General features: G+C 40.8%; 28 protein-coding genes and 3 riboswitches. Of the genes, 19 read left to right on the forward strand and 9 right to left on the reverse strand.

Annotated elements, in window-relative coordinates; all coding sequences use genetic code 11:
• Positions 1 to 269: 269 nt before the first annotated feature.
• From BA81_RS08285 to BA81_RS19740, 3 genes are all read left to right on the forward strand, one after another.
• Positions 270 to 2,480, forward strand: a complete 2,211-nt coding sequence (locus BA81_RS08285) for a PAS domain-containing sensor histidine kinase (RefSeq protein WP_034281528.1) — start codon at positions 270 to 272, stop codon at positions 2,478 to 2,480.
• 1 nt (position 2,481) lies between these two features.
• Positions 2,482 to 2,973 carry a methylated-DNA--[protein]-cysteine S-methyltransferase gene (locus BA81_RS08290; protein WP_034281529.1) on the forward strand — a complete coding sequence of 164 codons (492 nt, stop codon included), beginning with the start codon at positions 2,482 to 2,484 and terminating at the stop codon, positions 2,971 to 2,973.
• An 89-nt stretch (positions 2,974 to 3,062) separates the two neighbouring features.
• On the forward strand, positions 3,063 to 3,200 hold the full coding sequence (locus tag BA81_RS19740; protein WP_165585032.1) for a hypothetical protein: 138 nt from the start codon (positions 3,063 to 3,065) through the stop codon (positions 3,198 to 3,200).
• 24 nt (positions 3,201 to 3,224) lie between these two features.
• On the opposite strand, the gene mtnA is transcribed toward BA81_RS19740, so the two are convergent.
• Positions 3,225 to 4,286 carry an S-methyl-5-thioribose-1-phosphate isomerase gene (gene mtnA / locus BA81_RS08295; protein WP_034281530.1) on the reverse strand — a complete coding sequence of 354 codons (1,062 nt, stop codon included), beginning with the start codon at positions 4,284 to 4,286 and terminating at the stop codon, positions 3,225 to 3,227.
• A 6-nt stretch (positions 4,287 to 4,292) separates the two neighbouring features.
• Positions 4,293 to 5,486 (reverse strand): S-methyl-5-thioribose kinase, encoded by a 1,194-nt coding sequence (mtnK, locus tag BA81_RS08300; RefSeq protein ID WP_034281531.1) that lies wholly within the window; start codon positions 5,484 to 5,486, stop codon positions 4,293 to 4,295.
• Positions 5,487 to 5,566: 80 nt separating this feature from the next.
• Positions 5,567 to 5,724: riboswitch (SAM riboswitch) on the reverse strand.
• A 164-nt stretch (positions 5,725 to 5,888) separates the two neighbouring features.
• On the opposite strand from mtnK, the gene BA81_RS08305 reads away from it, so the two are divergent.
• From BA81_RS08305 to BA81_RS08330, 6 genes are all read left to right on the forward strand, one after another.
• The gene (locus BA81_RS08305) at positions 5,889 to 7,079 is read left to right on the forward strand and encodes a pyridoxal phosphate-dependent aminotransferase (RefSeq protein WP_034281532.1); all 1,191 of its coding nucleotides are present in this window, start codon (positions 5,889 to 5,891) and stop codon (positions 7,077 to 7,079) included.
• A 44-nt stretch (positions 7,080 to 7,123) separates the two neighbouring features.
• Positions 7,124 to 7,225: riboswitch (SAM riboswitch) on the forward strand.
• Positions 7,226 to 7,330: 105 nt separating this feature from the next.
• A complete protein-coding gene (mtnW, locus tag BA81_RS08310) occupies positions 7,331 to 8,551 on the forward strand; it encodes a 2,3-diketo-5-methylthiopentyl-1-phosphate enolase (RefSeq protein WP_034281533.1) in 1,221 nt (406 codons plus the stop codon).
• Complete coding sequence (locus BA81_RS08315; protein WP_034281534.1) at positions 8,551 to 9,246, forward strand: 2-hydroxy-3-keto-5-methylthiopentenyl-1-phosphate phosphatase; 696 nt, start codon at positions 8,551 to 8,553, stop codon at positions 9,244 to 9,246. The genes mtnW and BA81_RS08315 overlap by 1 nt, the downstream gene beginning before the upstream one ends.
• Entirely contained in the window at positions 9,210 to 9,848 is a 639-nt protein-coding gene (locus BA81_RS08320) for a methylthioribulose 1-phosphate dehydratase (protein ID WP_034281536.1), read from the forward strand. Before BA81_RS08315 ends, BA81_RS08320 begins: the two co-directional genes overlap by 37 nt.
• Positions 9,849 to 9,864: 16 nt before the next feature.
• Positions 9,865 to 10,395, forward strand: coding sequence for a 1,2-dihydroxy-3-keto-5-methylthiopentene dioxygenase (locus BA81_RS08325; protein WP_034281537.1), 531 nt, complete (start codon positions 9,865 to 9,867; stop codon positions 10,393 to 10,395).
• A 300-nt stretch (positions 10,396 to 10,695) separates the two neighbouring features.
• Complete coding sequence (locus BA81_RS08330; protein ID WP_024424676.1) at positions 10,696 to 10,938, forward strand: aspartyl-phosphate phosphatase Spo0E family protein; 243 nt, start codon at positions 10,696 to 10,698, stop codon at positions 10,936 to 10,938.
• 46 nt (positions 10,939 to 10,984) lie between these two features.
• Here BA81_RS08330 and kinD read toward each other — a convergent pair whose 3' ends face one another.
• Positions 10,985 to 12,490, reverse strand: a complete 1,506-nt coding sequence (gene kinD, locus BA81_RS08335) for a sporulation kinase KinD (protein ID WP_034281538.1) — start codon at positions 12,488 to 12,490, stop codon at positions 10,985 to 10,987.
• Between the two features lie 204 nt (positions 12,491 to 12,694).
• Here kinD and mhqR point away from each other — a divergent pair, with 204 nt between their 5' ends.
• Positions 12,695 to 13,150, forward strand: a complete 456-nt coding sequence (mhqR, locus tag BA81_RS08340) for a MarR family transcriptional regulator MhqR (protein ID WP_034281539.1) — start codon at positions 12,695 to 12,697, stop codon at positions 13,148 to 13,150.
• A 193-nt stretch (positions 13,151 to 13,343) separates the two neighbouring features.
• Here the strand turns inward: mhqR and motB are convergent, their stop codons facing one another.
• From motB to BA81_RS08355, 3 genes are all read right to left on the reverse strand, one after another.
• Positions 13,344 to 14,114, reverse strand: coding sequence for a flagellar motor protein MotB (gene motB / locus BA81_RS08345; protein WP_034281540.1), 771 nt, complete (start codon positions 14,112 to 14,114; stop codon positions 13,344 to 13,346).
• Positions 14,107 to 14,901 (reverse strand): flagellar motor stator protein MotA, encoded by a 795-nt coding sequence (gene motA, locus BA81_RS08350; protein ID WP_024424680.1) that lies wholly within the window; start codon positions 14,899 to 14,901, stop codon positions 14,107 to 14,109. Before motA ends, motB begins: the two co-directional genes overlap by 8 nt.
• Positions 14,902 to 15,278: 377 nt before the next feature.
• A complete protein-coding gene (locus BA81_RS08355; RefSeq protein WP_034281542.1) occupies positions 15,279 to 17,381 on the reverse strand; it encodes an ATP-dependent Clp protease ATP-binding subunit in 2,103 nt (700 codons plus the stop codon).
• A 245-nt stretch (positions 17,382 to 17,626) separates the two neighbouring features.
• Between BA81_RS08355 and BA81_RS08360 the strand changes: the two genes are divergently transcribed.
• From BA81_RS08360 to queF, 5 genes are all read left to right on the forward strand, one after another.
• Complete coding sequence (locus tag BA81_RS08360; RefSeq protein WP_034281543.1) at positions 17,627 to 18,670, forward strand: YkvI family membrane protein; 1,044 nt, start codon at positions 17,627 to 17,629, stop codon at positions 18,668 to 18,670.
• Positions 18,671 to 18,741: 71 nt separating this feature from the next.
• Positions 18,742 to 18,786: riboswitch (PreQ1 riboswitch) on the forward strand.
• A 159-nt stretch (positions 18,787 to 18,945) separates the two neighbouring features.
• Positions 18,946 to 19,602 carry a 7-cyano-7-deazaguanine synthase QueC gene (gene queC / locus BA81_RS08365; protein ID WP_024424683.1) on the forward strand — a complete coding sequence of 219 codons (657 nt, stop codon included), beginning with the start codon at positions 18,946 to 18,948 and terminating at the stop codon, positions 19,600 to 19,602.
• Entirely contained in the window at positions 19,603 to 20,043 is a 441-nt protein-coding gene (gene queD, locus BA81_RS08370; protein WP_034281544.1) for a 6-carboxytetrahydropterin synthase QueD, read from the forward strand.
• Entirely contained in the window at positions 20,036 to 20,767 is a 732-nt protein-coding gene (queE, locus tag BA81_RS08375) for a 7-carboxy-7-deazaguanine synthase QueE (RefSeq protein ID WP_034281545.1), read from the forward strand. Before queD ends, queE begins: the two co-directional genes overlap by 8 nt.
• Before the next feature lie 15 nt (positions 20,768 to 20,782).
• The gene (gene queF, locus BA81_RS08380) at positions 20,783 to 21,280 is read left to right on the forward strand and encodes a preQ(1) synthase (protein WP_024426839.1); all 498 of its coding nucleotides are present in this window, start codon (positions 20,783 to 20,785) and stop codon (positions 21,278 to 21,280) included.
• A 260-nt stretch (positions 21,281 to 21,540) separates the two neighbouring features.
• Here the strand turns inward: queF and BA81_RS08385 are convergent, their stop codons facing one another.
• The gene (locus BA81_RS08385) at positions 21,541 to 21,759 is read right to left on the reverse strand and encodes a hypothetical protein (RefSeq protein ID WP_034281546.1); all 219 of its coding nucleotides are present in this window, start codon (positions 21,757 to 21,759) and stop codon (positions 21,541 to 21,543) included.
• The gene (locus tag BA81_RS08390) at positions 21,756 to 22,112 is read right to left on the reverse strand and encodes a winged helix-turn-helix transcriptional regulator (RefSeq protein ID WP_034281547.1); all 357 of its coding nucleotides are present in this window, start codon (positions 22,110 to 22,112) and stop codon (positions 21,756 to 21,758) included. The genes BA81_RS08385 and BA81_RS08390 overlap by 4 nt, the downstream gene beginning before the upstream one ends.
• A gap of 168 nt (positions 22,113 to 22,280) precedes the next feature.
• Between BA81_RS08390 and BA81_RS08395 the strand changes: the two genes are divergently transcribed.
• Both BA81_RS08395 and BA81_RS08405 read left to right on the forward strand, forming a co-directional pair.
• Positions 22,281 to 23,027 (forward strand): SDR family NAD(P)-dependent oxidoreductase, encoded by a 747-nt coding sequence (locus tag BA81_RS08395; RefSeq protein WP_034281548.1) that lies wholly within the window; start codon positions 22,281 to 22,283, stop codon positions 23,025 to 23,027.
• Positions 23,028 to 23,415: 388 nt separating this feature from the next.
• A complete protein-coding gene (locus BA81_RS08405; RefSeq protein ID WP_034281551.1) occupies positions 23,416 to 23,634 on the forward strand; it encodes a hypothetical protein in 219 nt (72 codons plus the stop codon).
• 122 nt (positions 23,635 to 23,756) lie between these two features.
• Here BA81_RS08405 and BA81_RS08410 read toward each other — a convergent pair whose 3' ends face one another.
• Entirely contained in the window at positions 23,757 to 23,945 is a 189-nt protein-coding gene (locus tag BA81_RS08410) for a YkvS family protein (protein WP_003211747.1), read from the reverse strand.
• Positions 23,946 to 24,112: 167 nt separating this feature from the next.
• Here BA81_RS08410 and BA81_RS08415 point away from each other — a divergent pair, with 167 nt between their 5' ends.
• Both BA81_RS08415 and BA81_RS08420 read left to right on the forward strand, forming a co-directional pair.
• Complete coding sequence (locus tag BA81_RS08415) at positions 24,113 to 24,307, forward strand: hypothetical protein (RefSeq protein ID WP_034281552.1); 195 nt, start codon at positions 24,113 to 24,115, stop codon at positions 24,305 to 24,307.
• A gap of 306 nt (positions 24,308 to 24,613) precedes the next feature.
• A complete protein-coding gene (locus tag BA81_RS08420; protein ID WP_034281553.1) occupies positions 24,614 to 25,264 on the forward strand; it encodes a cell wall hydrolase in 651 nt (216 codons plus the stop codon).
• Positions 25,265 to 25,326: the final 62 nt, after the last annotated feature.

Below are 25,326 nucleotides of genomic sequence, written 5' to 3' on the forward strand. Positions count from 1 at the left end.
CAAACATAAATGTTCTAAGTGCACTGTTCCCTTATTTGCCTCATTCTAAAATACATTTTCGCTCAATTCGCTATTTGAAGTGAAATTGTAGAATGGTTGTAAAAGAAGCGTAAGAAAAGTGAACCGTTATACAATCCTGTCATCCAAATGAAATAAATGAGACAGTCTTCGTGTAAAAAGTTATCTTTTTTTATGAGTCAAATGAAGGAACAATGAAAATATTGTAGAAATATTGTAGAGGAATGAGGCTGGAAAAGGAGTGTAAGAGAATGACTGAAACGCTCGATGGCAATAGGTTAACCCCTGCGGGAGATATCAGAAAATTAGAAAAAGAGAACGAATATTTGCGAACTGAGTTAATGCAGCAAAAAATGCTATTAAATAAGACGCTAGATGCTATTTTTATATTTGATCAGCACCTCAACATCATCCAAGCCAACGAAGCAACATGCAGGCTTGTCCAGACACCGAAAGAAGACCTCCTCAATAAATCCGTTCTAGATTTCCTATACGGCATCCCGAAAGATAAAATTGAATGCTCACTCGATCTATTTTTTCGAAAAGGTACGTTAAAAAGAGAGATCTCCATTCAGCTGGAAAATGGTGAGACAAAATACATTGAATTTGTCGCAGAGCACGATACCATGAGTCAGCAATATATTGTGGTCATGCGAGATATTTCTTCAAAGAAAATATTAGAACGAGAACGCTCCATGAATGAGCAGCTGTTCAAAGATTTGTTTGACCGAGCCATTGACGGGATGGTCATTTTTGATCAGGATGGCTGCATGATTGATGCGAATCATTCTTTTTGTCAGAGCTTTGAGCTGCAAAAGACTGATTTAACCGATCGCTATTTACATGAATTTGTCGAAGAAGAAAATCTTCCCGCCTTGCAGCATCTTTTAACGTCACTTAAAGAAACAGGGAAAGCAAAAGGGGAGCTTCCTGTTACCCTTCAATCTGGCCAGCAAAAATTATTTGAACTCACCATTACATCAAATGTGATGAGTGGTTTTTATATGTCCATCATGCGGGATATTACAGAAAAAAGACTGATGGAAGAGAAGCTGTTAAAAAGTGAAGAACGCTTTAGAGAAATTTTTGAAAATGCAATGGATGCCATCATCATATGGGCGGACGATGGAGAGATTGTGAAAGCCAATGAATCAGCCTGCCGAATTTTTGAATTACCGATGCACTCGCTGATTGGCAAAAAACTCACCGACTTTCTCGTCAAATCTGATAAGAGATATAGACCAACAAGAAGACGCTATATCCGGAATGATGAAATAAGGGAAGAGCTGTTGTTCAAAATGGCTAATGGACAGTATAAAGAGCTTGAGTTTACTTCAAAGCATGCGGTATTAGAAGGACAGCACTTAACCATTTTACGTAATGTAAGTGATCGAAAAAGAATGGAGCAGGAGCTGCGCGAAAGTGAGCTCAAATTCCGTAAAGTATTTAATGGCTCAATGGACGGCATTGTTCTTTTTGATAATCAATACCGAATCATTGAAGTCAATCCATCTGCCAGCGAGCTGCTTCAATTGAAGGACGATCATTTAACAGAAATGAATCTTTTTCACATCCTTGCCCCTTATCAAATAGAAAATTTGGCTCAGCCCGCCGAGGCGATGTCATTAGATGAAATGGATAATGAGGTTCCGTTTGTACTGAACCATCCAGATCAGCGTATCCTGGAATTCTCTTTTAAACGCAACATTATCCATAATATGAATTTGGCGATCTTTAGAGATGTGACAGAGCGGAAGGAATTAGAAGAGCGGGTGAGAAAATCAGATACCCTTCATGTGGTCGGAGAGCTTGCCGCTGGAATTGCTCATGAAATTAGAAACCCGATGACAGCATTAAAAGGCTTCATTCAGCTGTTAAAAGGAAATATAGAAGGGGAATATTCGCTCTATTTTAATGTCATCACATCAGAGCTGAAAAGGATTGAATCCATCATCACCGAATTTTTGATTTTAGCGAAACCGCAAGCCATTGTATATGAAGAAAAAAATGTGGTGCAAATTGTGAAAGACACGATGGATCTTCTGCACGCACAGGCGAATCTTGGCAATGTTCAAATGCATCTCAATGTGCTGGATGAGATTCCGCTCATTTATTGTGAACAAAACCAATTAAAGCAGGTCTTTATTAACATTTTAAAAAATGCAATTGAAGTCATGCCGCGCAAAGGAAATGTCTATGTGAGCATTCAGCGGAAGGGCGAGGAGCATATTGTCATTTCACTGCGTGATGAAGGCTGCGGAATGGCAGAGGATAAGCTAAAGCGTCTAGGTGAGCCTTTTTATACAACGAAAGAAAGAGGAACTGGACTTGGCTTAATGGTTAGTTATAAAATTATTGAAGAGCATCAAGGAACCATTGAGGTAGAAAGTGAGGAAGGCGTAGGAACCGTCTTCCATCTCACGCTGCCACTTAGGCAGCAGAAACAAGAAGGAGAGCAGTAACGTGTATTATACCGTCTATCACGCACCCATCGGGGAATTATACATACTAGAAAAGGACGGTGCCATCATCGAGGTGATGTTTGATGATGAACCGTTTTTAGCAAAAAAGCAGGCAGCGAATCTAAAGCAAGCAGATACGCCTGTCTTACAAGAAGCGAAAAAGCAGCTAGATGAATATTTCAAAGGTGAGCGGCAAGTATTCGATCTCCCGCTCGAGCAAACAGGTTCTCCGTTCCAAGAGCAGGTGTGGGAAGCATTGTCAGCCATACCATATGGTGAATCAAAAAGCTATGCAGACATTGCAGAAGCGATTGGCAATCCAAAGGCTGTAAGAGCCATCGGACAAGCTAACAGACGAAATGCATTACCTATTTTTATCCCGTGTCACAGGGTGATTGGAAAAGACCGGACTCTGACGGGCTATGCAGGATCGAAAACAGACATGAAAGCGGTCCTCCTTGAATTAGAAGGCATCCCATTTGTTCAAAAATAAATCGATTGACCTGTTCCGAATGTTTGTCAAGCGACATATCCTTTTATTAAGCTAAAAAAGTTGGTTGAGGGAAAAAGGAGGGCGCTGGCATGTTTTGGGGCAAAAAAGGCAAAATGTATGCCGTGACGTCACTATGTGTCAAAATGAACGTTTTGACAGAAGAACAAAAAAAAGAAATCTTAACAAAAACGAATCAAGAACCAAAAAAGCGCGGTGCTCTTAAATGACAAGAACACGGCGCTTTTTTGCGATCACTGGGAGATGCTTTCGGCGAAAAGAGCATCAATCTCTTCTGCATAGTTCGATGTGATAATTCCCTTTTCTGTAATGATGCCTGAAATAAGATGATGAGGAGTGACATCAAAGGCGGGATTAAATACCTGAACATCAGGCGGTGCAATGGGGACGCCGTTTAATTCCTTTACTTCCAGCGGGTCGCGCTCTTCAATTGGAATATCTGACCCGTCGCGGGTGGATACATCAAAGGTTGAAAGCGGTGCTGCTACAAAAAACGGAATGTTAAAATGCTTGGCTAGAACGGCAAGACCTAACGTTCCAATCTTATTCGCTGTATCTCCATTACGGGCGATACGGTCAGCTCCAACAATGACAGCAGAAATTTGCTTTTCCTTCATCGTATGGGCTGCCATGTTATCTGTAATGAGCGTCACATCCACGCCACCTTGCATGAGCTCCCATGTTGTCAGACGAGCGCCTTGAAGAACAGGGCGTGTTTCACATGCATAAATGTGAAGATCAAGATTTTTCTTTTTGGCTAAATAAAAGGGAGCAAGAGCTGTTCCATACCGGCTCGTTGCGATGGAGCCTGCATTACAAATGGTCATGATACGGTCACCTGATTTAAAGAGCTGAAGTGCATTTTGACCGATTTGTCTGCATGTTTCTTCATCTTCTATTTGAATTTGAATGGCTTCATGCACAAGGTCTGTTTTGGCTGCATTCACTGATGCTGCACGCTGAATGCGCTGCAGCAGCCGGTCTAATGCCCAGGCGAGGTTCACAGCGGTTGGACGAGCACTGTTTAAATATTCTTTGATTCGAAAGACTTCTTGTTTAAAAACATCCAATTCTTCTGTTTCAATTGCTTGTGCACTAAGCGCCAGCCCAAAAGCTGCTGTAATGCCAATCGCAGGCGCTCCGCGTACTTTTAATGACACAATCGCATCATACACATCTTCTTTCGTATATAAATGCTCAAATACGGTTTCGGTTGGTAATTTTTGCTGATTTAAAATGTTAATACGGTTTTCTTCCCATTCGACAGAACGGGGGACTTCAAATTCTTTTGACAAAACCCGTCACTCCTTTACAGATGGCTGGAATAATGCGACGAGGTCAGACGCTGTTTCCACTGCATGATATTGTTTGATAAATGTTTTTCCAAGTGTCAGTGCTGCTTTTTTCTGCTGAATCCGTCTAGTTGGTGATGGAATCGCATCAAGATCAGCGGCATGAGCAAGACCGATAGTTCGGCGGACAAGCTCACAGCCGGCAAAGCCTGTCGCTTCTTTTAAAATCCGGTCAAAGGTTGTTTCTAAAAAGCTGTCCGATACACTAAACGCTTCAATGCTGTCCTCTTTCCAAGCTTTTGTGAACACTTCTTTGAAGGTTGCCCATACATTGACGACATGGTCAAAAAGGTGCTGCTGCTCGTGTTCACTCTCGCGAGATAAAGCATTCAGGAACAGATTGGCTATAAAGTGGCCGATATCGAATCCGAAGGGACCGTAAAACGCGAATTCTGGATCAATGATTTTCGTTTCAGTTTCATTTGCAAAAATACTGCCTGTATGAAGATCTCCATGAACCAATGTTTCAGCTGATGTCAGGAAGATACGCTTTAATTCTGCTGCCCTAGCTTGCACTTCAAGATCTGCCCAAAGCGCTTCTGCTGATTCTCTTAATTCTTCTTCGAAGTCATTTGTTTCACTATCGAAGAAAGGGTCTGTGAAGACGAGTTTTTCTGTGATATCACACAGGTCAGGGTTCGTAAATTGCTTCACAAATTGTTTTTTGATTTTAGGATTTGTAGCAAAGTCAGATGTGTAAAAAAGTGTTTTTCCTAAAAATTCTCCAACATGATCAGATAAATGCGGATATTGTTTTCCGGCAATTAGCCCTTTTCTGACGATTTCTAAGTGGGAGAGATCCTCCATGGCTGTCACTGCAAGAGCTGTATCTGAATAATAGACTGCTGGTACGAGGTGAGGCGCATATTCTGACTGCTTGATCAGGGCGGCACTTTCAATTCTTGCCCGGTCTAATGTAAGCGGCCAGCTCTCCCCTACCACCTTTGCATAAGGCAGCGCCTGCTTGATGATCAATCCTTTTTCTTGTTTGTGATCATAAATATGAAAGACGTAATTTAAATTCCCGTCACCGATTTCAGTACATGTCAAATGACTGCTTTCTTGGATCAAGCCAAGTCTAATTGCGAGTGCAACTGCCGAGCTTTCTGTTAGTTCTTCATATGATGCCGTAAGTGTAACCAATTGCTTCCCCTCCAAATCATATAAAAAAGCCTCTTTCTCCTGAGAGAAAGAGGCTTGATGGTGTGTATGCTCAAAGCCTCTCTTATCTCTCAGCACATACGTCTGATGGAATTAGCACCGTGCCCTATAAGACAATTGTCTTGGCGCGTTACTTGCTGCGCCCCACTTCACAGTGGTATTAACGGTCGGTTGCTGTTGGGGTCAAAAGGCCAAATCCCTCGCCCAACTCTCGATAAGAGAAATCAATATGTAATTGTTTCGTGTCTGATTGCATTTCTTAATTCAAGATATTATCAGAGCTGCGCTTTACATGTCAATCTTTTTTCAAAATTGCTTTACAATTCATAAAACAATCCATTACAGTGATTGTATTGTCACGTAACTTGAATAGAAGGTGAAGAAATGGAATTCCAGCAATCAGATGTGTTGAAACAATTACCGAAACAATTTTTTGCGTCCCTTGTCCAAAAGGTGCAGAAAAAAGTGCGGGAAGGGGCAGATATCATTAATTTGGGGCAGGGAAATCCTGATCAGCCAACTCCTCCGCACATTGTAAAAGCCATGCAGGAAGCGGTAGCAAAACCTGAAAATCATCAATACTCCTCATTCCGTGGAACAGCGAAATTAAAAAAGGCTGCTGCCGCTTTTTATGAAAGAGAATATGGGGTCGCACTTGATCCAAAAACGGAAATTGCGATTTTATTTGGCGGGAAAGCAGGGCTTGTTGAGCTGCCGCAATGTCTGCTGAATCCGGGTGATACGCTTCTTGTCCCTGATCCTGGTTATCCTGATTATTGGTCAGGCGCTGTGCTTGCTGGAGCGCATATGGTAACCATGCCACTTCTTGAAAAAAATGATTTTTTACCTGACTTCGATTTGCTGCCTGAAGATGATAAGAAAAAGGCAAAATTAATGTATTTAAATTACCCCAACAATCCGACAGGGGCTACGGCAAGCCGTGCATTTTTTGAAGAAACCGTTACGTTTGCGAAAGATCACGAGCTATGTGTAGTCCATGATTTTGCATATGGCGGCATTGGATTTGATGGAGAAAAGCCGCTCAGCTTTCTGCAAGTAGAGGGAGCGAAAGAGACGGGAATAGAAATTTACACATTATCTAAAACGTACAATATGGCAGGGTGGAGAGTAGGATTTGCAGCCGGAAATTCATCTGCTATTGAAGCAATTGAGCTTTATCAGGATCATCTGTTTGTCTCGCTGTTTAAAGCCACTCAAGATGCAGCAGCGGAAGCGCTATTAAGCGATCAAACGTGCGTGCAGGTGCAAAATGATGGATATGAGAAAAGGCGGAATGTGTGGATGGCTGCCTGCAAAGAAATTGGCTGGGAAGTCAGTGCACCAAAGGGTTCATTTTTTGCTTGGTTAAAGGTGCCGGAAGGATATACATCTGAAGCCTTTTCTGACTTATTATTAGAGAAGGCACATGTTGTTGTTGCGCCAGGCAATGGCTTTGGTGCTCACGGTGAAGGGTACGTGAGAGTAGGGCTTCTAACAAGTGAGGAGCGGTTACAAGAAGCCGCTCAGCGCATCGCTGCTTTGAAGCTGTTTGAAAAAAAGCCATTGACAACATAAAAAAATGGTGCGATAATTCAGGCAATATTTAAGAAAATTGAATATTCTTATCAAGAGTAGGCAGAGGGACTAGCCCAATGAAGCCCGGCAACCGACTTCCATGAAGCACGGTGCTAATTCTTGCAGCAAGCGCTGAGAGATAAGATTCTTCGGATGAATGACACGAAACAACCTCTTTAAGGCGCTCATGAAGCACTTGAAGAGGTTTTTTTATTGAACATATGCATGACGCAATCGAAAGGGGATTCCTAGTGAGTGAATTACTGGCAACATACGTATTAACACATCGAGAGGATGAACAAATAAATCGAAAAGCGGAGCAGATCGCGCTTGGTTTAACAGTTGGATCATGGACGGATTTGCCGCAGCTCAAAAAGGAGCAGCTTCAAAAGCATAAAGGCCGAGTTGAAAAAGTATTAGAAAAGGCTGTTCCAGCCGAAAATGGCCTTTATCAATCAGAGGTGACCATTGCTTATCCTGAGGCAAACTTTTCAGCTGATTTACCAGCTGTTTTTACGACGATTTTTGGAAAGCTTTCACTAGACGGAAAAGTGAAGCTAGTCGATATCCAATTTTCTGAAGAATTTAAAAAAAGCCTGCCAGGACCTGTATTTGGAATTGATGGCATACGAAAAAAGGTAAATGTGTTTGATCGTCCATTATTGATGAGTATTTTTAAAGGCGTTATCGGCCGTGATATGCAGGATTTAAAAGAGCAGCTCCGCTTACAGGCATTAGGCGGGGTTGACTTCATCAAAGACGATGAAATTTTATTCGAAAGTCCATTAGCCCCTTTTGAAGAGCGAATCAAAGAAGGAAAAGCGATTTTAAAAGAAACCTATGAAGAAACAGGACACCGCACACTGTATGCTGTCAATTTAACGGGCAGAACCTTTGACCTGAAGGATCGAGCGAGAAAGGCCGCTGAACTTGGGGCAGATGCGCTCTTATTCAATGTCTTTGCATACGGCCTTGATGTCATGCAAAGCCTAGCTGAGGACCCAGACATTCCACTGCCGATTATGGCGCATCCCGCTGTGAGTGGTGCTTTGACATCCTCTCCTGAATATGGATTCTCGCATTCTCTTCTTTTAGGCAAATTAAATCGATATGCTGGCGCTGATTTGAGCCTCTTTCCCTCACCTTATGGGTCGGTTGCTCTTTCGAAAAAAGATGCCTTTGGAATCTATGAAGCTTGCGTAAAAGAGGATACGGTTCAAAAAACATTCCCTGTCCCGTCAGCAGGCATTCATCCAGGAATGGTACCAGTATTGATCAAAGATTTTGGAATTGATCATGTGATAAATGCAGGTGGAGGCATTCACGGACATCCGCGGGGAGCCATTGGAGGAGGGAAGGCATTTCGTTCGATCATTGATGCCGTGATACATGAAGAGTCCATCCAAGATAAGGCGGCTTCCTGCCAAGACTTAAAAGCCGCACTTGATCTTTGGGGAAGGGTAGCAGAATAATGAAAAAACCAATTGTATGCTGTGATTTTGATGGAACAATTACAAAAAATGATAATATCATCCGCATCATGAAACAGTTTGCACCAAGTGAATGGACGAAGCTGAAGGATGGTGTCCTGTCAAAGGAAATCACCATTCAAGAAGGCGTCGGGCAGATGTTTCAATTACTGAAAAGTGATCAGAAGGATGCCATTCAATCATTTATTTTAGAGGATACAGAGATTCGAGAAGGATTTAAGCAATTTGTCGATGAGGTAAAAAAATCAGATATTCCTTTCTATGTACTTAGCGGGGGGATGGACTTTTTTGTCTACCCCATCCTCGAAGGCATTGTCGATCGAGACGATATTTATTGCAACCATGCATCATTTGTGGAAGACCATATTCAGATTGAATGGCCGCATGCCTGCGATAAGCAATGTCAAAATGGCTGCGGATGCTGCAAGCCCTCAATCATTCGAAAGCTGACTCATGAGGATGACTTCATCATCATGATCGGAGATTCAGTGACTGATGTGGAGGCGGCGAAGCATGCGGATCTTACGTTTGCGCGCGACTACTTGCTCAATGAATGTCAAGAGCTCGGGCTCGTACACAAGGAATATGACACATTTATTGATCTACAAGCGCAATTTGTTCAAATAAAGGAAGTGAAGGAATGGCAGACGCAAAGAGCAAACGCTGGCAGGAGCTAGCAGACGTTAAACGTGAACTGGCTCAAAGAGATTGGTTTTTCGGAACAAGCGGTAATTTATCAATCAAGGTGTCGGATGATCCAATCACGTTTTTGGTGACGGCAAGCGGCAAAGATAAACGAAAAGAAACAAACGAAGATTTTGTGCTAGTAAATGCGGCAGGCCAGCCCCATGATCCGAACGAGCCGCTTAGACCATCAGCTGAAACACTGCTTCACACGTACGTATATGAACGGACGAAAGCAGGCTGCTGCCTCCATGTCCATACAATCGATAATAATGTGATGTCAGAGCTGTATGGGGATAAGGGAGAGATTCGTTTTAAAGGCAACGAAATCATCAAAGCGCTTGGTTATTGGGAAGAGGATGCAGAAGTGTCGATTCCGATTATTGAAAATCCAGCTCATATTCCGCAGCTTGCAGAGCAATTTGCCAAACATCTGACACTAGAGGCGTCATCTGGTGCTGTACTCATTCGCAATCATGGCATTACGGTCTGGGGAAAAACAGCCTTTGAAGCAAAACGAGTATTAGAAGCATATGAATTTTTATTTAGCTATCACTTAAAATTAGCGCTTTATCAACAGCAGCTTGTAAGATAAAAAGGAGGAAAAACACATGGCGACGATTTTGATTCATAATGAAGAGAACACATTACTTGAAAGCGAGCAAGAGGTAGCATCATATTTGGAAAACCAAGGGGTCATTTATGAGCATTGGGATATTGAAAAGCTGCCAAACCGTTTATCAGAAAAGTATGATTTAACCGATGAGGAAAAGGAAGAGATTTTGACTGTTTTCCAAAAGGAAATCCAAAGTATTTCTGAAAAAAGAGGGTACAAAGCGCAGGATGTCATTTCATTATCTGATGCCACGCCAAATCTTGATGAGCTGCTCCAAAACTTTAAACGTGAGCATCACCATACAGATGACGAAGTACGCTTTATTGTGAGCGGGCACGGAATCTTTGCTATTCAAGGCAAGGATGGCGTCTTTTTTGATGTGAGATTGAATCCAGGTGATTTAATTTCTGTTCCGCCAAACATTCGTCATTACTTTACACTTCAAGAGGATCGCAAAGTGGTCGCAGTTCGCATATTTGTCACAACTGAGGGCTGGGTGCCGATTTACGAGGAAGAAACGGTTTAATGATAGAGCTGATCATTCCGCATGAGGCGGAAGATCAGCTTTTTTTTAGGAAATTAGACATAAAATGAGAAAGAAAATAGTTGATTTTGATCTTCTGCATAGGATAAAATTCTGTTTAATCAATGTGTCAGTCCTGTCCAAATTTGAAGTTTACCCCCAAATTTGATTGGGTAAAAGGTCTTTAGGCTGTAAAAAATTAAATAAAATAAGCATATTTAATTTAATTTACAAATAAAGTATAATTTTGGTGTCGGATCATTTTGAACATAGACAGTCGAAATCATTGCGGGAGCTGAGATCATGAATATTTACGTAAGGAAAGAACAATTGCTGATGTCCATTGATGAGAAGAGAAAACAAATGGTAGAAGCTGCTCAAGTGGAAGGTTACACTGGTGAGAAGACAATTAAATATAGTCAAGAACTGGACAACCTGATGAATGAGTATCAGCATCTTCTTTTTCATGAGAAACAATCTGCCCCCTCCTTTCATGATCTTGTGTCTCAAATGAGTCTTTTATCTGTGAACCGCCCCTCTTATTGACATGAAAAACCGGTCTTGCATAAGCAAAACCGGCTGACATCTTCAGTTATGCTGAGTGAGCAGAAGGAAGCATGATCATGACAGTCGTTCCTTTATTCACTTCGCTATGAATATCAATTGTTCCGCCATACATCGAAATGATTCGTTTACACACGACAAGCCCAAGACCTGTGCCTTTTTCCTTCGATGTAATAAAGGGGAGGAAGATGTGCTTTAACATCTCTTCCGGTATGCCTTCACCTGTATCCTCTACTTTAATGATGACATGTTCTTTTTCAGCTTCGATCACAATCTTCAAATGACCGCCGTTTGGCATCGCTTCTAAAGAGTTCTTTGCTACATTTAAAACAACTTGTTTAATATGATCCTTTGTGCAATACACGCCGACATCTTGAATCGTATTGATTTGCAAATCCACTTCGACATTATAAAGATTTGCCTCAGAGAATACGATCGGCATGATCTCACTTACAATTTCTTTTACAGAGTTATTCTGCCATTTTTCTGCCGTTGGTTTTCCTAATACAAGAAATTCACTGACGATTTGGTTGATCCGTTTAATTTCTTCCTCGATGACAGAAAAATAGAGCTGATCTTCTTCTGAATGATACTTCTTTTGCAATAGCTGGATAAATCCGCTAATCCCTGTTAATGGGTTGCGAATTTCGTGTGCTGTACTTGCTGCGAGTGTTCCGATCAATTCAAGCTTTTGCGCTTCATTTTGATGACGCTCCTGCTGAGTTTGCCGCCTTAACACGATATATTGGACGAGTGTGAATAAAATATTTAATAAAATAAACGCACTGGATAAAGGGATGAGCATCACAGACAGCACTTCACTTGTTGAAGCACGCTGCGGAAAGACCTCCAGCTTCCAGCTGTTTTCATCTAAATATGTAGACACGGTGCTGCCGCCCTCGGGTACTGGCTGTGGACCGCTTGTAAAGACGACATGTCCATTTTGATTCAGCATCTTAAAATGAAGATCAGGGTTCAATACATTCATAATATTTCTTAAATAATCAATTTGAATGGCGGCAATCAGTACATTGGTGACCTCTTCGTTTTCATCGAGAACAGGCACACAAATGGAGAGAATCCGCTGTTTTGTAATTCGGCTCACATAGTTGTCTGTGATCACGGTCTGCTTGGTCACTTGAATGCGTTTAAAGTAATCTCTGAATGATAGGTTAATTTTTTCCTTTAACGGGGTGGTGCTTGCTGTTACATTTCCTTTTTTGTCTAGGAGATACAGACCTGAAAAACGAGGTTCTTGTTTATAGATTTTCTCTAGGATGTTTTGTACTTTTTTCGTCTCAAGCGGCTGGTCAAATCCCATGGCGAGGGAAGTTAATCTCGCTTCTGTTTCACTTATTAAATAATTCATTTGATTTTTGTGAATATTTAACATAAGTGTAGCGGTTTGTTTGTTCTTTAAATCGATTTTTTCAGTTTCTTTTTCGTAGATAAAATAACTAATGATTAGGGTTGGAAGCATGACCAAAATAAGGTAAAGCCTGATCTTCTTCCAAAACCCTTTCAGTATACTCATCATTCATCGCTCCAACGTATTACCTAATAGACTTATTATAGCATTGAACCTATCTTTATTACGATGACTTGTGTGATTTTTAAAAAATTAGGTGATTCGTTCTGGTCTCATTTTCGTGCTAAAGATGGATCAAAATGTTGACATTTTACTTATTGTTTATTAATGTCACATTAGTGGGTTGCATTTCATAAAGGATGATAAAAAATGGAAAATCATAATGTTGAAAAATCATTGAAACTATTTATTGTATTATCACGTGCCTATCGCTCAATTAATCATCACATGAACAAACATATTGTGAAGCACGGGCTGAATCCAACTGAATTTGCTGTGCTAGAATTGCTGTATCATAAAGGTGATCAGCCGCTTCAGCAAATCGGTGATAAGATTTTACTTGCAAGCGGCAGCATCACGTATGTGGTTGATAAATTGGAGAAGAAAGAACTCCTCAGCCGCAAGGCTTGTGCAGAAGACCGCAGGGTGACATTTGCGCATATTACCAAGCAGGGACGAGCTTTGCTTGATGACATCTTCCCAGATCATGCGAAAGAAATTCATGAGATGATCAGTGTCCTCAGCGAAGAAGAGAAAGATGCCTGCATCGATATGCTCAAACATGTAGGGCTGCGTGCAAAGCATTTATATGATCATCAAGAATAAATAAAAAGGAAGCCGCTGGCTTCCTTTTCAGCGCGCAGGCAATCCCTCGCATTCAGTTGTCTGTCCTGCGTGCCGGTGCTCGTTCCTAGACTGCAAAGGTATTCTATCACGCTGAAAAGAAGACAAAGGGCTAAAATAGAGATCATTTTAGCCCTTTGTCAACAATCTGTAAAGAAGCCGCTGGCTTCTTTTTTTATTTCGCTTTTTTCTCAATCGGTAAAATGAGTACTTCTACACGCCGGTTTTTACTTCTGCCTTCTGCTGTATCGTTTGAGGCAATCGGTTTGAATTCGCCGTATCCTTTTGTACTAAAGTTCTCTTGGTTTAGATTGCTGTTTTCAAGAAGAATATTTAAAAAGTTCACAGCGCGAATGGCGCTTAAATACCAGTTTGATTCAAATTCTGAATTTCTGATCGGTACATTATCTGTATGTCCGCTAATGACAATGTCACGAGCAGGATTAATGACGAGCAGTTTTGAGATTTCTTTTGCTAACGGGACATCCTGAGGGCGAATAACTGCCCGTCCAGAGTCAAAGAAGATACTGTCCTCAATCGTAATGAGAAGACCTTCATCTGTAAGCTTTGTTTCGAGCTTTGAACCAAGTTTTTTATTTGCAATGAATGAATCGACCTGCTTTTTGACCTTTGTGAGAACCGCTTGGTCCCTAGCCTTTGCTTTGGCTTCTTCATCTTTCTCTTCCTCGGCTGCTTTCTTGACTTGGTTGCTGTTTTCAGTTTCTTCCGTGCTTTGCATGCTGGATTGATCCATAACACCAGTACCGCCAGTAAAAACTACATTAAAAGACTTAGCCATCTGTTCATATTTTGCCGCATCAATTGAACTAGATGCAAAGAGCACAATGAAGAGGGCGAGAAGAAGCGTTAGTAGATCGGCATAAGGGATAAGCCAAGATTCATCTACATGGTCTTCATGATCATGGTTTTTACGTTTCCTAGCCATTTTGATTTTCTCCTTCTTCAATGACAAGATTTGCACGTTCTTTTGCTGGTAAGTACATAAGAAGTTTTTGTTCAATGACTTTTGGAGATTGACCTTCAAGAACAGAAAGAATACCTTCGATCATAATCAGACGAAGCTTTACTTCTTCCTTTGATTTACGCTTCAGTTTGTTGGCAAATGGATGCCATAACACATATCCGGTAAAAATCCCAAGCAGTGTTGCGACGAAGGCAGCACTGATCGCATGTCCAAGTGCTTCAATATCTCCCATGTTGGCAAGTGCGGCAATAAGTCCGACAACGGCGCCAAGTACCCCTAGCGTCGGAGCGTATGTACCAGCTTGTGTAAAGATTAATGCACCTGACTGATGTCGTTCAGACATGGCGTCAACTTCTTCTGTTAAGACGTCTCGAATAAATTCAGCACTTTGACCGTCAACTGCCATGCTTAACCCGTTCTTTAGAAAATCATCATCGACTTCCTCAAGACTTGCTTCTAATGCCAAAAGACCTTCACGACGCGCAATTTGTGCCCAGTTTGAAAATAGAGGGATCATTTCTTGAATCGTTGGAAGCTGGCTGTCTTTGAAAATTTTGCCGAACAATTTTGGTGTTTTCTTAATTTCACTAGAAGGGAATGCGATGACAACAGCTGCAACCGTCCCAACAATGATGATTAATATAGCCGCCGGGTTGAGAAGAGCAGTTAGACTCACACCTTTCAAAACCATACCGACACCTAGTGCAATAAATGCTAAAATAATACCAATTAACGATGTTTTGTCCATTATCTCACCAAATCCTTTAACTATCTTTTTCTATAGTTAATATCGGTGTGTTCAAGAAGGGTTTTAGTCAGAATATAAAATTAAGACACTTTCTGTGAAGAATTTTTGACGAAAGCGCTTTCTATCTGCATAAAAAGAAAACTCCCTCTCATATAAAGGGAGTCTCCATTTAATCGTTTTGAGCGGGTTCATCTAAATGAAGCAGCTCTTTTAATTTTTCTTCATACATGATTTTAACAAGATCGTAGCTCCAATTCATCATGTGATCCACCTCTTTTTCTTTTATCGTAAAGGAAAAGAGGCGGGGGAGCGTCGTCGTTCAGATGGAACTTAGACGCCGCAACATGATGGAGATGCATATCATCCTGAAGATGTAGTTATCCTTTTTTTACGACGATTTCGTCATGTTCAACATCCACAGTAAATCCAGAAAGCTGCTCCTCTTCAAGCAGGATCTCCGTCATTTGGTCTTCAACGTGCTCTTGGATGGTTCTTCGAAGTGGACGAGCACCAAATGCAGGGTGATATCCAAGCTCTGCGATTTTTTCTTTCGCTTCATTTGTGACATGGACTGTTAAATTCTGCTCTTTTAATTGCTCTGACAGCTCATTGAGCAGAAGATCAACAATCTTCACTAAATCATCTCTGTCTAATGATTCAAACTGAATGATGCTGTCAAAACGGTTCAAAAATTCTGGTTTGAAGTAGCTGCTTAGTGAATCAATGAGTGATTGTTCCTCAATCGCTTCTTCCTGATCAGACTGAAAGCCGACCTTGACCGTTTTATCTGCGCTGCCTGCGTTACTTGTCATGATGATGACTGTATCTTTAAAGCTGACCGTTCTGCCTTGGCTGTCTGTTAAGCGGCCATCTTCCATGATTTGCAGGAACATGTGCTGTACATCTGGGTGTGCTTTTTCGATTTCATCCAGCAAAATGATGCTGTATGGTTTTCTGCGCACTTTTTCAGTCAGCTGGCCAGCTTCATCATGTCCAACGTAACCAGGAGGAGAACCGATGAGTTTGGACACAGAGTGTTTTTCCATGTACTCACTCATATCTAAACGAATGATCGCATCTCTTGAACCGAATAATTCTTCAGCTAACGTTTTAGACAATTCGGTTTTCCCGACACCTGTTGGTCCAACGAAAAGGAAGGAGCCTGTTGGTCTATGTTTCGATTTTAAACCAGCTCTGCTTCTTTTCACGGCTTTCGCCACTTTATCAACCGCATGTTCCTGTCCAATCACTCGTGCTTTTAGACGGACGTCAATTTCTTTCATTTTGGTTTGTTCGTCTGCTTGGAGTTTCCCGACAGGAATGCCTGTTTTTTGTTCCACAATGGCCTGAATGTCCTCTGCTGTAACGATATGCTCTTTTTCAGTTGTTTTGTTTTGAAGTCTTGCTTCAATGGCTTCTTCTTCATCGCGAAGCTTCGCTGCTTTTTCATATTGTTCTTCTTTTAGCGCAGCTTGTTTTTCTGCGGCAATTTGCGCTAGTCGGTTTGTCAGCTGATCTTCACTTGCTGCATCAATGGAGAGGTTCGCTTTTGAACCAGCTTCATCCATTAAATCAATGGCTTTATCCGGCAAATGACGGTCTTGAATATACCGCGAAGATAATTGAACGCACGCTTTGATTGCTTCATCTGAATAGGTGACACCATGATAGGCCTCGTATTTATCTTGAATGCCTTTTAAGATGTCGATTGCTTCATCTTGTGTTGGCTCATCTACGATAACGGGCTGGAAGCGCCGTTCGAGTGCAGCATCTTTTTCAATTTGGCGATATTCTTTTAATGTCGTCGCACCTACTAGCTGCAGCTCGCCTCTTGCAAGGGCTGGTTTTAAAATGTTTCCAGCATCCATTGATCCTTCTGCAGATCCTGCGCCCACAAGAAGGTGGATTTCATCTACAAATAAGATGATATTTTTACGGCTTTGCAGTTCTTTGATTAACTGCTTCATTCTTTCCTCAAATTGACCGCGTACACCTGTGTTTGCGACAAGTGAGGAGACATCTAATAAATAGATTTGTTTGTTCTTTAATTTATTTGGCACATCGCCGCTCGCAATTTTGAGCGCGAGTCCTTCTGCGATCGCTGTTTTCCCAACACCTGGTTCACCAATAAGAACAGGGTTATTTTTATTTCTTCTATTTAAAATCTCAATGACTCTTGCGACTTCTTCATCTCGGCCAATGACTGGATCAATTAAACCAGCATTTGCTCCATCTGTTAAGTTACGGCCAAGCTCATCGAGTAAGCCTTTTTGCTTTGGCTGCTCCATGTTTGGGGCATGACTTGCTGCCTGAGAGAAGAATGAACTTCCTCCAAAAAGCTTAGGTCCCATTTTCATTTTTGACTGCTCCATCAAAGAGGTATAGCAGTCTTCACATAAAACCATTTGGCTCCGGGACGAATTTACTTGCATATTCAGGCGAATAGTTGCTTCATTTACTTGACAATGTTGACAACGCATTTGCCATGACCTCCTTAAAATAAAGTTTGACTTTATTTGACCAATGAATGTTAAAGAAAATGGTCTATTGTTTGACCATCTTTGACTATAGTATACTCTGACCTATTTTGACTTTCAACTGTTTTGCTCAAAGGGGAATAAAAATCCTTTTTTGCATTTAATCATGGTTTGTCCTTCTTTTCAAGGAACTTGTCTCATAGGATAAAAAAAGAGACAATCGAAAGTGATGGGTGCGGAGGGGTCACATGAAACGTTCAAATGAATCCGCTTTTCAGCTTGCCTTTGTTTATGTAGGAACAGTGGTTGGGGCTGGGTTTGCGACAGGGAAAGAAATCGTAGAATTTTTTGTTCGTTTTGGCTGGATTGGACTATTAGGGATCCTGATTAGCGGTGTTATTTTTACTGGCCTTGGGGCAAAAATGATGCTGATTTCGAAACGAATCGAGGCAGAATCTTATCAAGATATGAACCGTTTTTTATTTGGCGCAGCTGCGAGTCGATATATTAATATTGTCATGTTTTTTATTTTACTTGGTGTCACCTCAGTCATGATTTCAGGCGCAGGGGCTATTTTTGAAGAACAGCTTGGTATATCGAAGGAGTATGGGGTCTTTTTGACGATCATTCTGAGCGTCATTGTACTATTTAAAGGTTCAAAAGGGCTATTTGGAGTCAACGTCCTTGTCGTTCCAATGCTGATTTTCTTTTCAATGATCGTGTTTCTTGATTCATTTGTGTTTAGCAGCAGTGATAGTTATGTTCTTGCGCTGCAAATGGGTGAGGGCGAGTGGATATTATCAGCCGTGTCATATGGTGCCTTTAATTTAGCACTGTCACAGGCAGTGTTAGTACCCGTCGCAAATGAAATGACCTCTGAAGCAGTCATTAAAAAGGGAGCGGTGCTTGGGGGCGTCATGCTGACACTCATTTTGCTTGCTTGCTTCTTATCTCTTTCTTCATTAGATATGCTGGAGGCGTTTGATATTCCAATGGCCCAGGTAGTGTATCAAGTCGCAAACTCCATTCATCTCATTTATTTATTTGTCATCTTCGGTGAAGTTTTTACATCCGTCATAGGCAATTTATACGGGCTGGAGAGACAGGTGAGGGCATATATCCGAATGAACAGCATCTTTACGATATCCCTTATTCTCATATGCTGCTATGTGATTAGTAAAATTGGTTACGGTACACTGATTTCAACGGTTTATCCGGTTTTTGGCTATGTCAGCATCTTTTTTATCCTCTTTCTTTGTCTAAAAAAAGTGCCTGCCCCGCTAGATAAGTAAAGAAAGGATAGCCTGCATGAAAAATATGTGGTACACTATCCTCTGTGAAAATTGAACAAAAATCCGTGAAGACGGGAGAGGTTCTAGCAAAACCCTCTATAAAAAACTAAGGACTTGCCGTATCCTTGGATGTGGCATTTTTTATTTTTTATGGCTGGGACACCTCATACACATGTAAAGGTGTCTTTTCTTTTGAGAAAAATAGGGGTTTTCAGGAGCCTTTCAGATGCAGTGTTGTACGGTTGTACTCATCTGCAAAAGGAGGAGAACAGAAAATGAAAAATGAAAAAGCAGTCGTTGTCTTTAGCGGGGGACAGGACAGTACGACATGTTTATTATGGGCACTTCAACAATTTGAAGAGGTAGAAACCGTGACCTTTCATTATAATCAGCGTCATCAAGAAGAAATTGATGTCGCCAAAAGAATCGCTGACAAATTAGGTGTGAAGAATCATCTGTTAGATATGTCTCTTTTAAATCAACTGGCACCTAATGCTTTAACAAGAGATGACATTGACATTGAGGAAAAAGAAGGAGAGCTTCCTTCCACATTTGTACCAGGAAGAAACTTAGTGTTCTTATCTTTCGCCTCTATTCTTGCGTATCAAATTGGAGCAAGACATATTATCACAGGTGTTTGTGAGACAGACTTTAGCGGCTATCCAGATTGCCGTGACGAGTTTGTGAAATCATGCAACGTCACAGTGAATTTAGCAATGGAAAAACCATTTGTGATTCATACACCACTGATGTGGCTGAATAAAGCAGAAACATGGAAGCTGGCAGACGAGCTTAACGCGCTGGATTTTGTGAAAAATGAAACGCTCACTTGCTATAACGGCATCATCTCTGATGGCTGCGGGGAATGTCCTGCGTGTAAGCTGCGGAAAAATGGCTATGACACTTATATGGAAATGAAGGAGGCAAAATAAATGCTTTCTCAAATCTATCCACAAACCGATCATCCATTTTCATTTGAATTAAATAAAGACATGCATGTTTCTGCTGCCCATTTCATCCCGCGAGAAGATGCGGGCGCATGCAGCCGTGTTCATGGTCATACGTACACCATCAATATCACGATTGCGGGAGACGAGCTAGATGAATCGGGATTCCTTGTCAATTTCAGTACATTGAAAAAGCTCATTCATGGGCAGTACGATCACACGCTGCTCAATGATCATGAGGAATTCTCATCAAACGATCGATACGCGATGCCAACCACTGAGGTGGTAGCAAAGACCGTACATGACAAAGTCGCAGCGTATTTATCGACTTTAGCGAACAAGCCGGCATGTGTTCAGGTCTTTGTCAGAGAGACACCAACAAGCTATTGCATTTACCGTCCGAAACGAGTTGAGATCAATGGCTAAAGCGATTCCTGTATTAGAAATCTTTGGTCCAACCATTCAAGGAGAAGGAATGGTCATTGGACAAAAAACCATGTTTGTCAGAACGGCTGGCTGTGACTACTCGTGCAGCTGGTGTGATTCCTCCTTTACATGGGATGGCTCAGCGAAGCATGACATTCAGTGGCTTGAGGCAGAAGACATTGTCAAAGAATTAAAAAGAATAGGCGGACAGGCTTTTTCTCATGTCACCATTTCAGGGGGAAACCCAGCCCTTTTAAAACAAATGGAATCCCTCATTGATTTACTGCATGAAGAGGGAATTGATACAGCGCTTGAAACACAAGGGACGATGTATCAGGAATGGTTTTTGAAAATTGATGATTTAACCATTTCTCCTAAGCCGCCAAGCTCGAATATGAAAACAGATTTTACGAAACTAACACGTATTATAGATGAGCTGAAAAACGGAAATAGGTTGCAGCATGCTAGCCTGAAGGTCGTGATCTTTGACGATCGTGACTTAGCGTATGCGAAGGATGTTCATGCAAAATACCCTGAGCTTCCTTTTTATTTGCAGGTAGGAAATGATGACACGACGACAGCTGATGATGCGTACTTATTGACGCATTTATTAAAGAAATATGAAGCGCTTGTCGATCAAGTAGCGCAAGATCCAGACTTAAACCGCGTAAGAGTGCTGCCGCAGCTGCACACGTTATTGTGGGGAAATAAACGAGGCGTATAGAAAGGAAGAGATGACATGACGACAAGAAAACCAGAAGAATTAGAAGGTGTCACGCTACTGGGAAACCAAGGAACCAATTATTTGTTTGATTATGCACCACAAGTGCTTGAAACGTTTCCAAATAAACATACAAATAGAGATTACTTTGTGAAATTCAACTGCCCAGAATTTACCTCACTATGTCCGCAAACAGGTCAGCCTGATTTTGCGACAGTTTATATCAGCTATATCCCAAATGAAATCATGGTCGAAAGTAAATCGCTAAAATTATATTTGTTCAGCTTCCGTAACCATGGTGACTTCCATGAGGACTGTATGAACATTATTATGAACGACCTGATTGAATTGATGGATCCAAGGTATATAGAAGTTTGGGGCAAATTTACGCCAAGAGGCGGTATTTCCATTGATCCGTATACGAACTACGGGAAACCTGGCACGAAATATGAGGAAATGGCAGAATACCGTATGATGAACCATGATATGTATCCGGAGACAATTGATAATCGGTAATTATTCCGCTGTGTGAGACGGAGTGTGAAACGAATTGGTGTCACATTAAAGTGGAAAAAGTCTACCTGAAAATACTCATGGGAATTGTATGAAAAAGTGTGACCTGAGGTGCAACCTGAACTGTGACTTTTATGCAGTGAAAAATTGATAGTGCAGAAGCAGATGAAGGCGTACAATTTGTACGTCTTTTCTTTTTTATCCGAAAGAAAAAATGCCTATTTAGAGATTATAGGCATTAAATATTATGATCATATCTTCATTTATTGTTTAAAGTTAAGTTTCTGAACCTTCTCTTTAACATTTGAAACAGCTCTTTTTTGAATTTCATCAAAGTTCTCCTGAATATAGTCCATGACACTTCTGATTAGAACTTCACTTTCAAAATTGACTATCTCATTTATTTCTGACTGTTCTTCATCTGTTAGGTGATGGTATTGATGTTGTTTAGCATTTACTTCAGCAGCTACTTCAATCCTCACTTTAGTTGTTCTGGTTGTACAATTTCATATTCACCTTCTGCATACTCTTGCTCCGCATAATGGCTCCCCCATTGACAGAGCTCCTGCAAGATAGGTTTAAGAGAGTCTCCAAGTTCAGTGGATGAATACTCAACCTTCGGCGGTACTTGATTATACATCTTTCTGGTCACAAGTCCACTGGCCTCAAGCTCTCTAAGTGTTTGAATCAGCATTTTCTGCGTGATATTTGGGATAATGCGCTTTAATTCACTCGTTCTCTTTGGTCCATTCATTAAAAAGTATAATACAAGGCCTTTCCATTTTCCGCCAATCACTTCCTTTGTCACTTCAAACCCGCAGCTGAATTTTTTCATGTCTAAAGCTCTCCATTCCACATTTATTACTTTTTAGTTACTATATCACAAAAAAGTGGGTACTTCCGATAATGTGCTTGCTGGAGGATACTATATCTTGTAAGTTGCTCTTCAAGTACTTAAAGGTACTAGACATAAAATAATATGAATTCTAAAGGAGTGTTAAGTATGGGTAAATTTGAAGGTAAAATAGCGCTTGTAACGGGTGGAACAAGTGGGATTGGTCTTGCTGCAGCACAAAAATTTGTAAACGAAGGTGCATATGTGTATATCACGGGACGTAGACAAAACGAACTTGATAAAGCTGTTAACCAAATTGGCAAGAACGTAACCGGTGTTCAAGGTGATATTTCTAAGCTTGAAGACTTAGACAAACTATATGACATGATAAAGCAGGAAAAAGGTAAGTTGGACATCCTTTTTGCTAATGCAGGCATCGGCAACTTCCTGCCATTAGGTGAAATTACTGAAGAGCAGGTTGATAGAACGTTCGACATTAACGTGAAAGGAACCATTTTTACTGTTCAAAAAGCGCTATCACTATTCCCGGACAAAGTAGGTTCTATTATTGTAACGGGCTCTACTGCTGGATCAATTGGCAACCCAGCATTTAGTGTATATGGAGCATCTAAAGCAGCATTAAGAGCACTAGTTCGCAACTGGATTCTTGACCTAAAAGGTACTGAAATTCGTGTAAATGTGGTAAGTCCAGGAGTTATTCTTACACCTGCATACGATGAGCTTTTTGGTGATGCACTTGAAGGAGCGATGGAAAATGCCAGAAATACTGTTCCAGCTGGAAAAGTTGGGACACCTGAAGAAGTAGCAAACGCTGTAACTTTCCTTGCTTCAGACGAAAGCAGTTACTTGACGGGTGTTGAATTGTTCGTAGATGGCGGGCTAGCACAGGTATAATGTCACTGCGAAGAGATTACAAATCGTCCCCAAAAAAAGTTAATGGGGATTTACTTGAGTCGTATAAAAAAGTCGTTTTCCTGATGTCCTGAGTAACCACAAATGCTGCAAACTAAGTTTGGTGATGGATATGTAAAATGAGAAAAAAGGAAAAGACATGCCGGATGCATGTCTTTTTTGCGAATCAACCATAAAAAAAGAGAAGAGTCATGTCACTCTTCTCATACGAATGGGAATAGAACTTGCTAGGACGGCTGGGGGCTACCAGCTCGTAAACATATTATACATGACAGAACGTACGTTTGTAAAGGGGGATCATGTTTTTTTGCTTATCTCATTTGATGTAAGATAAAATAGAGGGAATGAATGATAAACGGAGGCGTTTGAGTTGGCAAACAAAGAAGAGCGGACAGAGCAGCTGCTAATGGATCTAAGGGAAGAGCTTCAAATACTCGAACATCAAAACAAAGAACGGTATAAATGGAGTGCCTCCACATTGCTTGGAGTGATTGCCCTCTTGATTGATAAAGGAGTGATCACACCCGAGGAAGTCGAGATGTACAAGACGAAGGCGGAAATGCAAACTTTTCATACGCAAAAAGACTGACCCTCTTTAAGTGGTATCAGTCTTTTTCATATGTGATTGTTCAAATAGAGCAAAGTTGTCAAACGAGCCAAATTTGCTTTATATATACGTATGTACCGATTGTCTGAATTGAGGATTGCAAATTAATGTACGGAGTCTTTGATGATTTTATAGTTTTTATGATTAACGACTGTTAGTGAATCCAGTTCTAGATCTCTATAGTTGTCCATAATGGTGACATCCACAATGACAGAGTTTTCATTCACTTTTTCAACTACACCTGTTAAACCATTTCTAAATTCGATCACATTTCCAATTTTTGCAATCTTCAACCGATCCCTCTCCTTTAAAAACAGATTTCATTCCCTATTAAAAAGTATTTTGCAATATTTTCATACCAATGTAAAGGATAAAGACGTTTTTGTTTTGTTTTCGTTGTATGCTCTTCTAACGAATGATATATTTAATAATTGATCATGGCTGAAAAGGAGCGGTTTTTTTGACTGAAGAACAAATCCTCACAATCCTCGAATCTTTACGGAATGGGACGGAAAAACAGGTGGCCATCCAAAAAGATGACTTTTTAACGTTTCGTTCTGTTTTGGTGAATCAAGATGATTTTAAACATTTTCGCGGGATCGCCAAACATGGTGGAGATGTTATTTTTGAATATCTTACAGAAGCAAGAAGCTAAAGCTTTTTCTCATTGATGAGAGAAAGCTTTTTTATTTTCGTTCTGTTGTCACACTTCAAACGACTCTGATACATATGAAAAGAAAATGTAATAACCCATAATCAGGAGCATAAGGATGATGATAGGTGAAAAAGGGACCTTTTTAAGCGCTAACAATTCCATTTTATGTGCGCTCAACTAGGACATGCCATTTAATGACGGAATTTGGACAGGCATGTAAATCTTTGTGCGTGAAAATAGAATGAGCTCTTGTTAGAGTGGACAAGTATCTTACAGCCTACTTTGATTAAAGGAGGAAAAAGGCGAATGATTAAAATTCATACAGCTCTTTTTGTCATCCTTATGCTCGTTGCAGCAATGAAGATGGACAATATACAAGAGCAGCAAGGCACATTAAGTCACGAACTTTCACAAGCACCTGTTAAACATCAGCTTTCATATATAGATCAAGACCACGATCAAGTCATCCCAGCATTTTCTGAACAAAAGCGTCAGCCAAAAGTGAAGTTGCTAAGTACGTCAACAGAAGAAAAGTCTTCAAAACCGAAGCAAAAGAAAAAAGTAAAATCTGAAACGACGAATAAGGCAAGCGGCAAACAGTATTCTAATGAAGAAATGGACTTGCTTTCTCGGTTGGTACACGCTGAAGCGAAAGGTGAATCTTACGAAGGGAAAAAAGCGGTGGCAAGTGTTGTCTTAAACAGGGTGGAGCATCGTTCTTTTCCTGACAGCGTGAAAGGTGTGATTTATCAGCGAAATGCCTTCCAGCCAGTATCAAATGGAAGCATTCATGATAAGGCAGATCAAGATTCCATTAAAGCGGTGAAGCAGGTAGTAAAAGAGCATGACAGAACAACAAAGGCTATCTATTTTTATAATCCAAAAACGGCAACAGATCATTGGATTCGTTCCCGCAAAATTGTAGAACGTATCGGACGTCACGTGTTTGCCGTATAGAGAAAAAGAGCGATCAATGAGATTGCTCTTTTTTTGTCTTCAATTATTAAAATATTTTTTGG

This window comes from Bacillus safensis FO-36b (assembly GCF_000691165.1).
GTDB classification, from domain to species: domain Bacteria; phylum Bacillota; class Bacilli; order Bacillales; family Bacillaceae; genus Bacillus; species Bacillus safensis.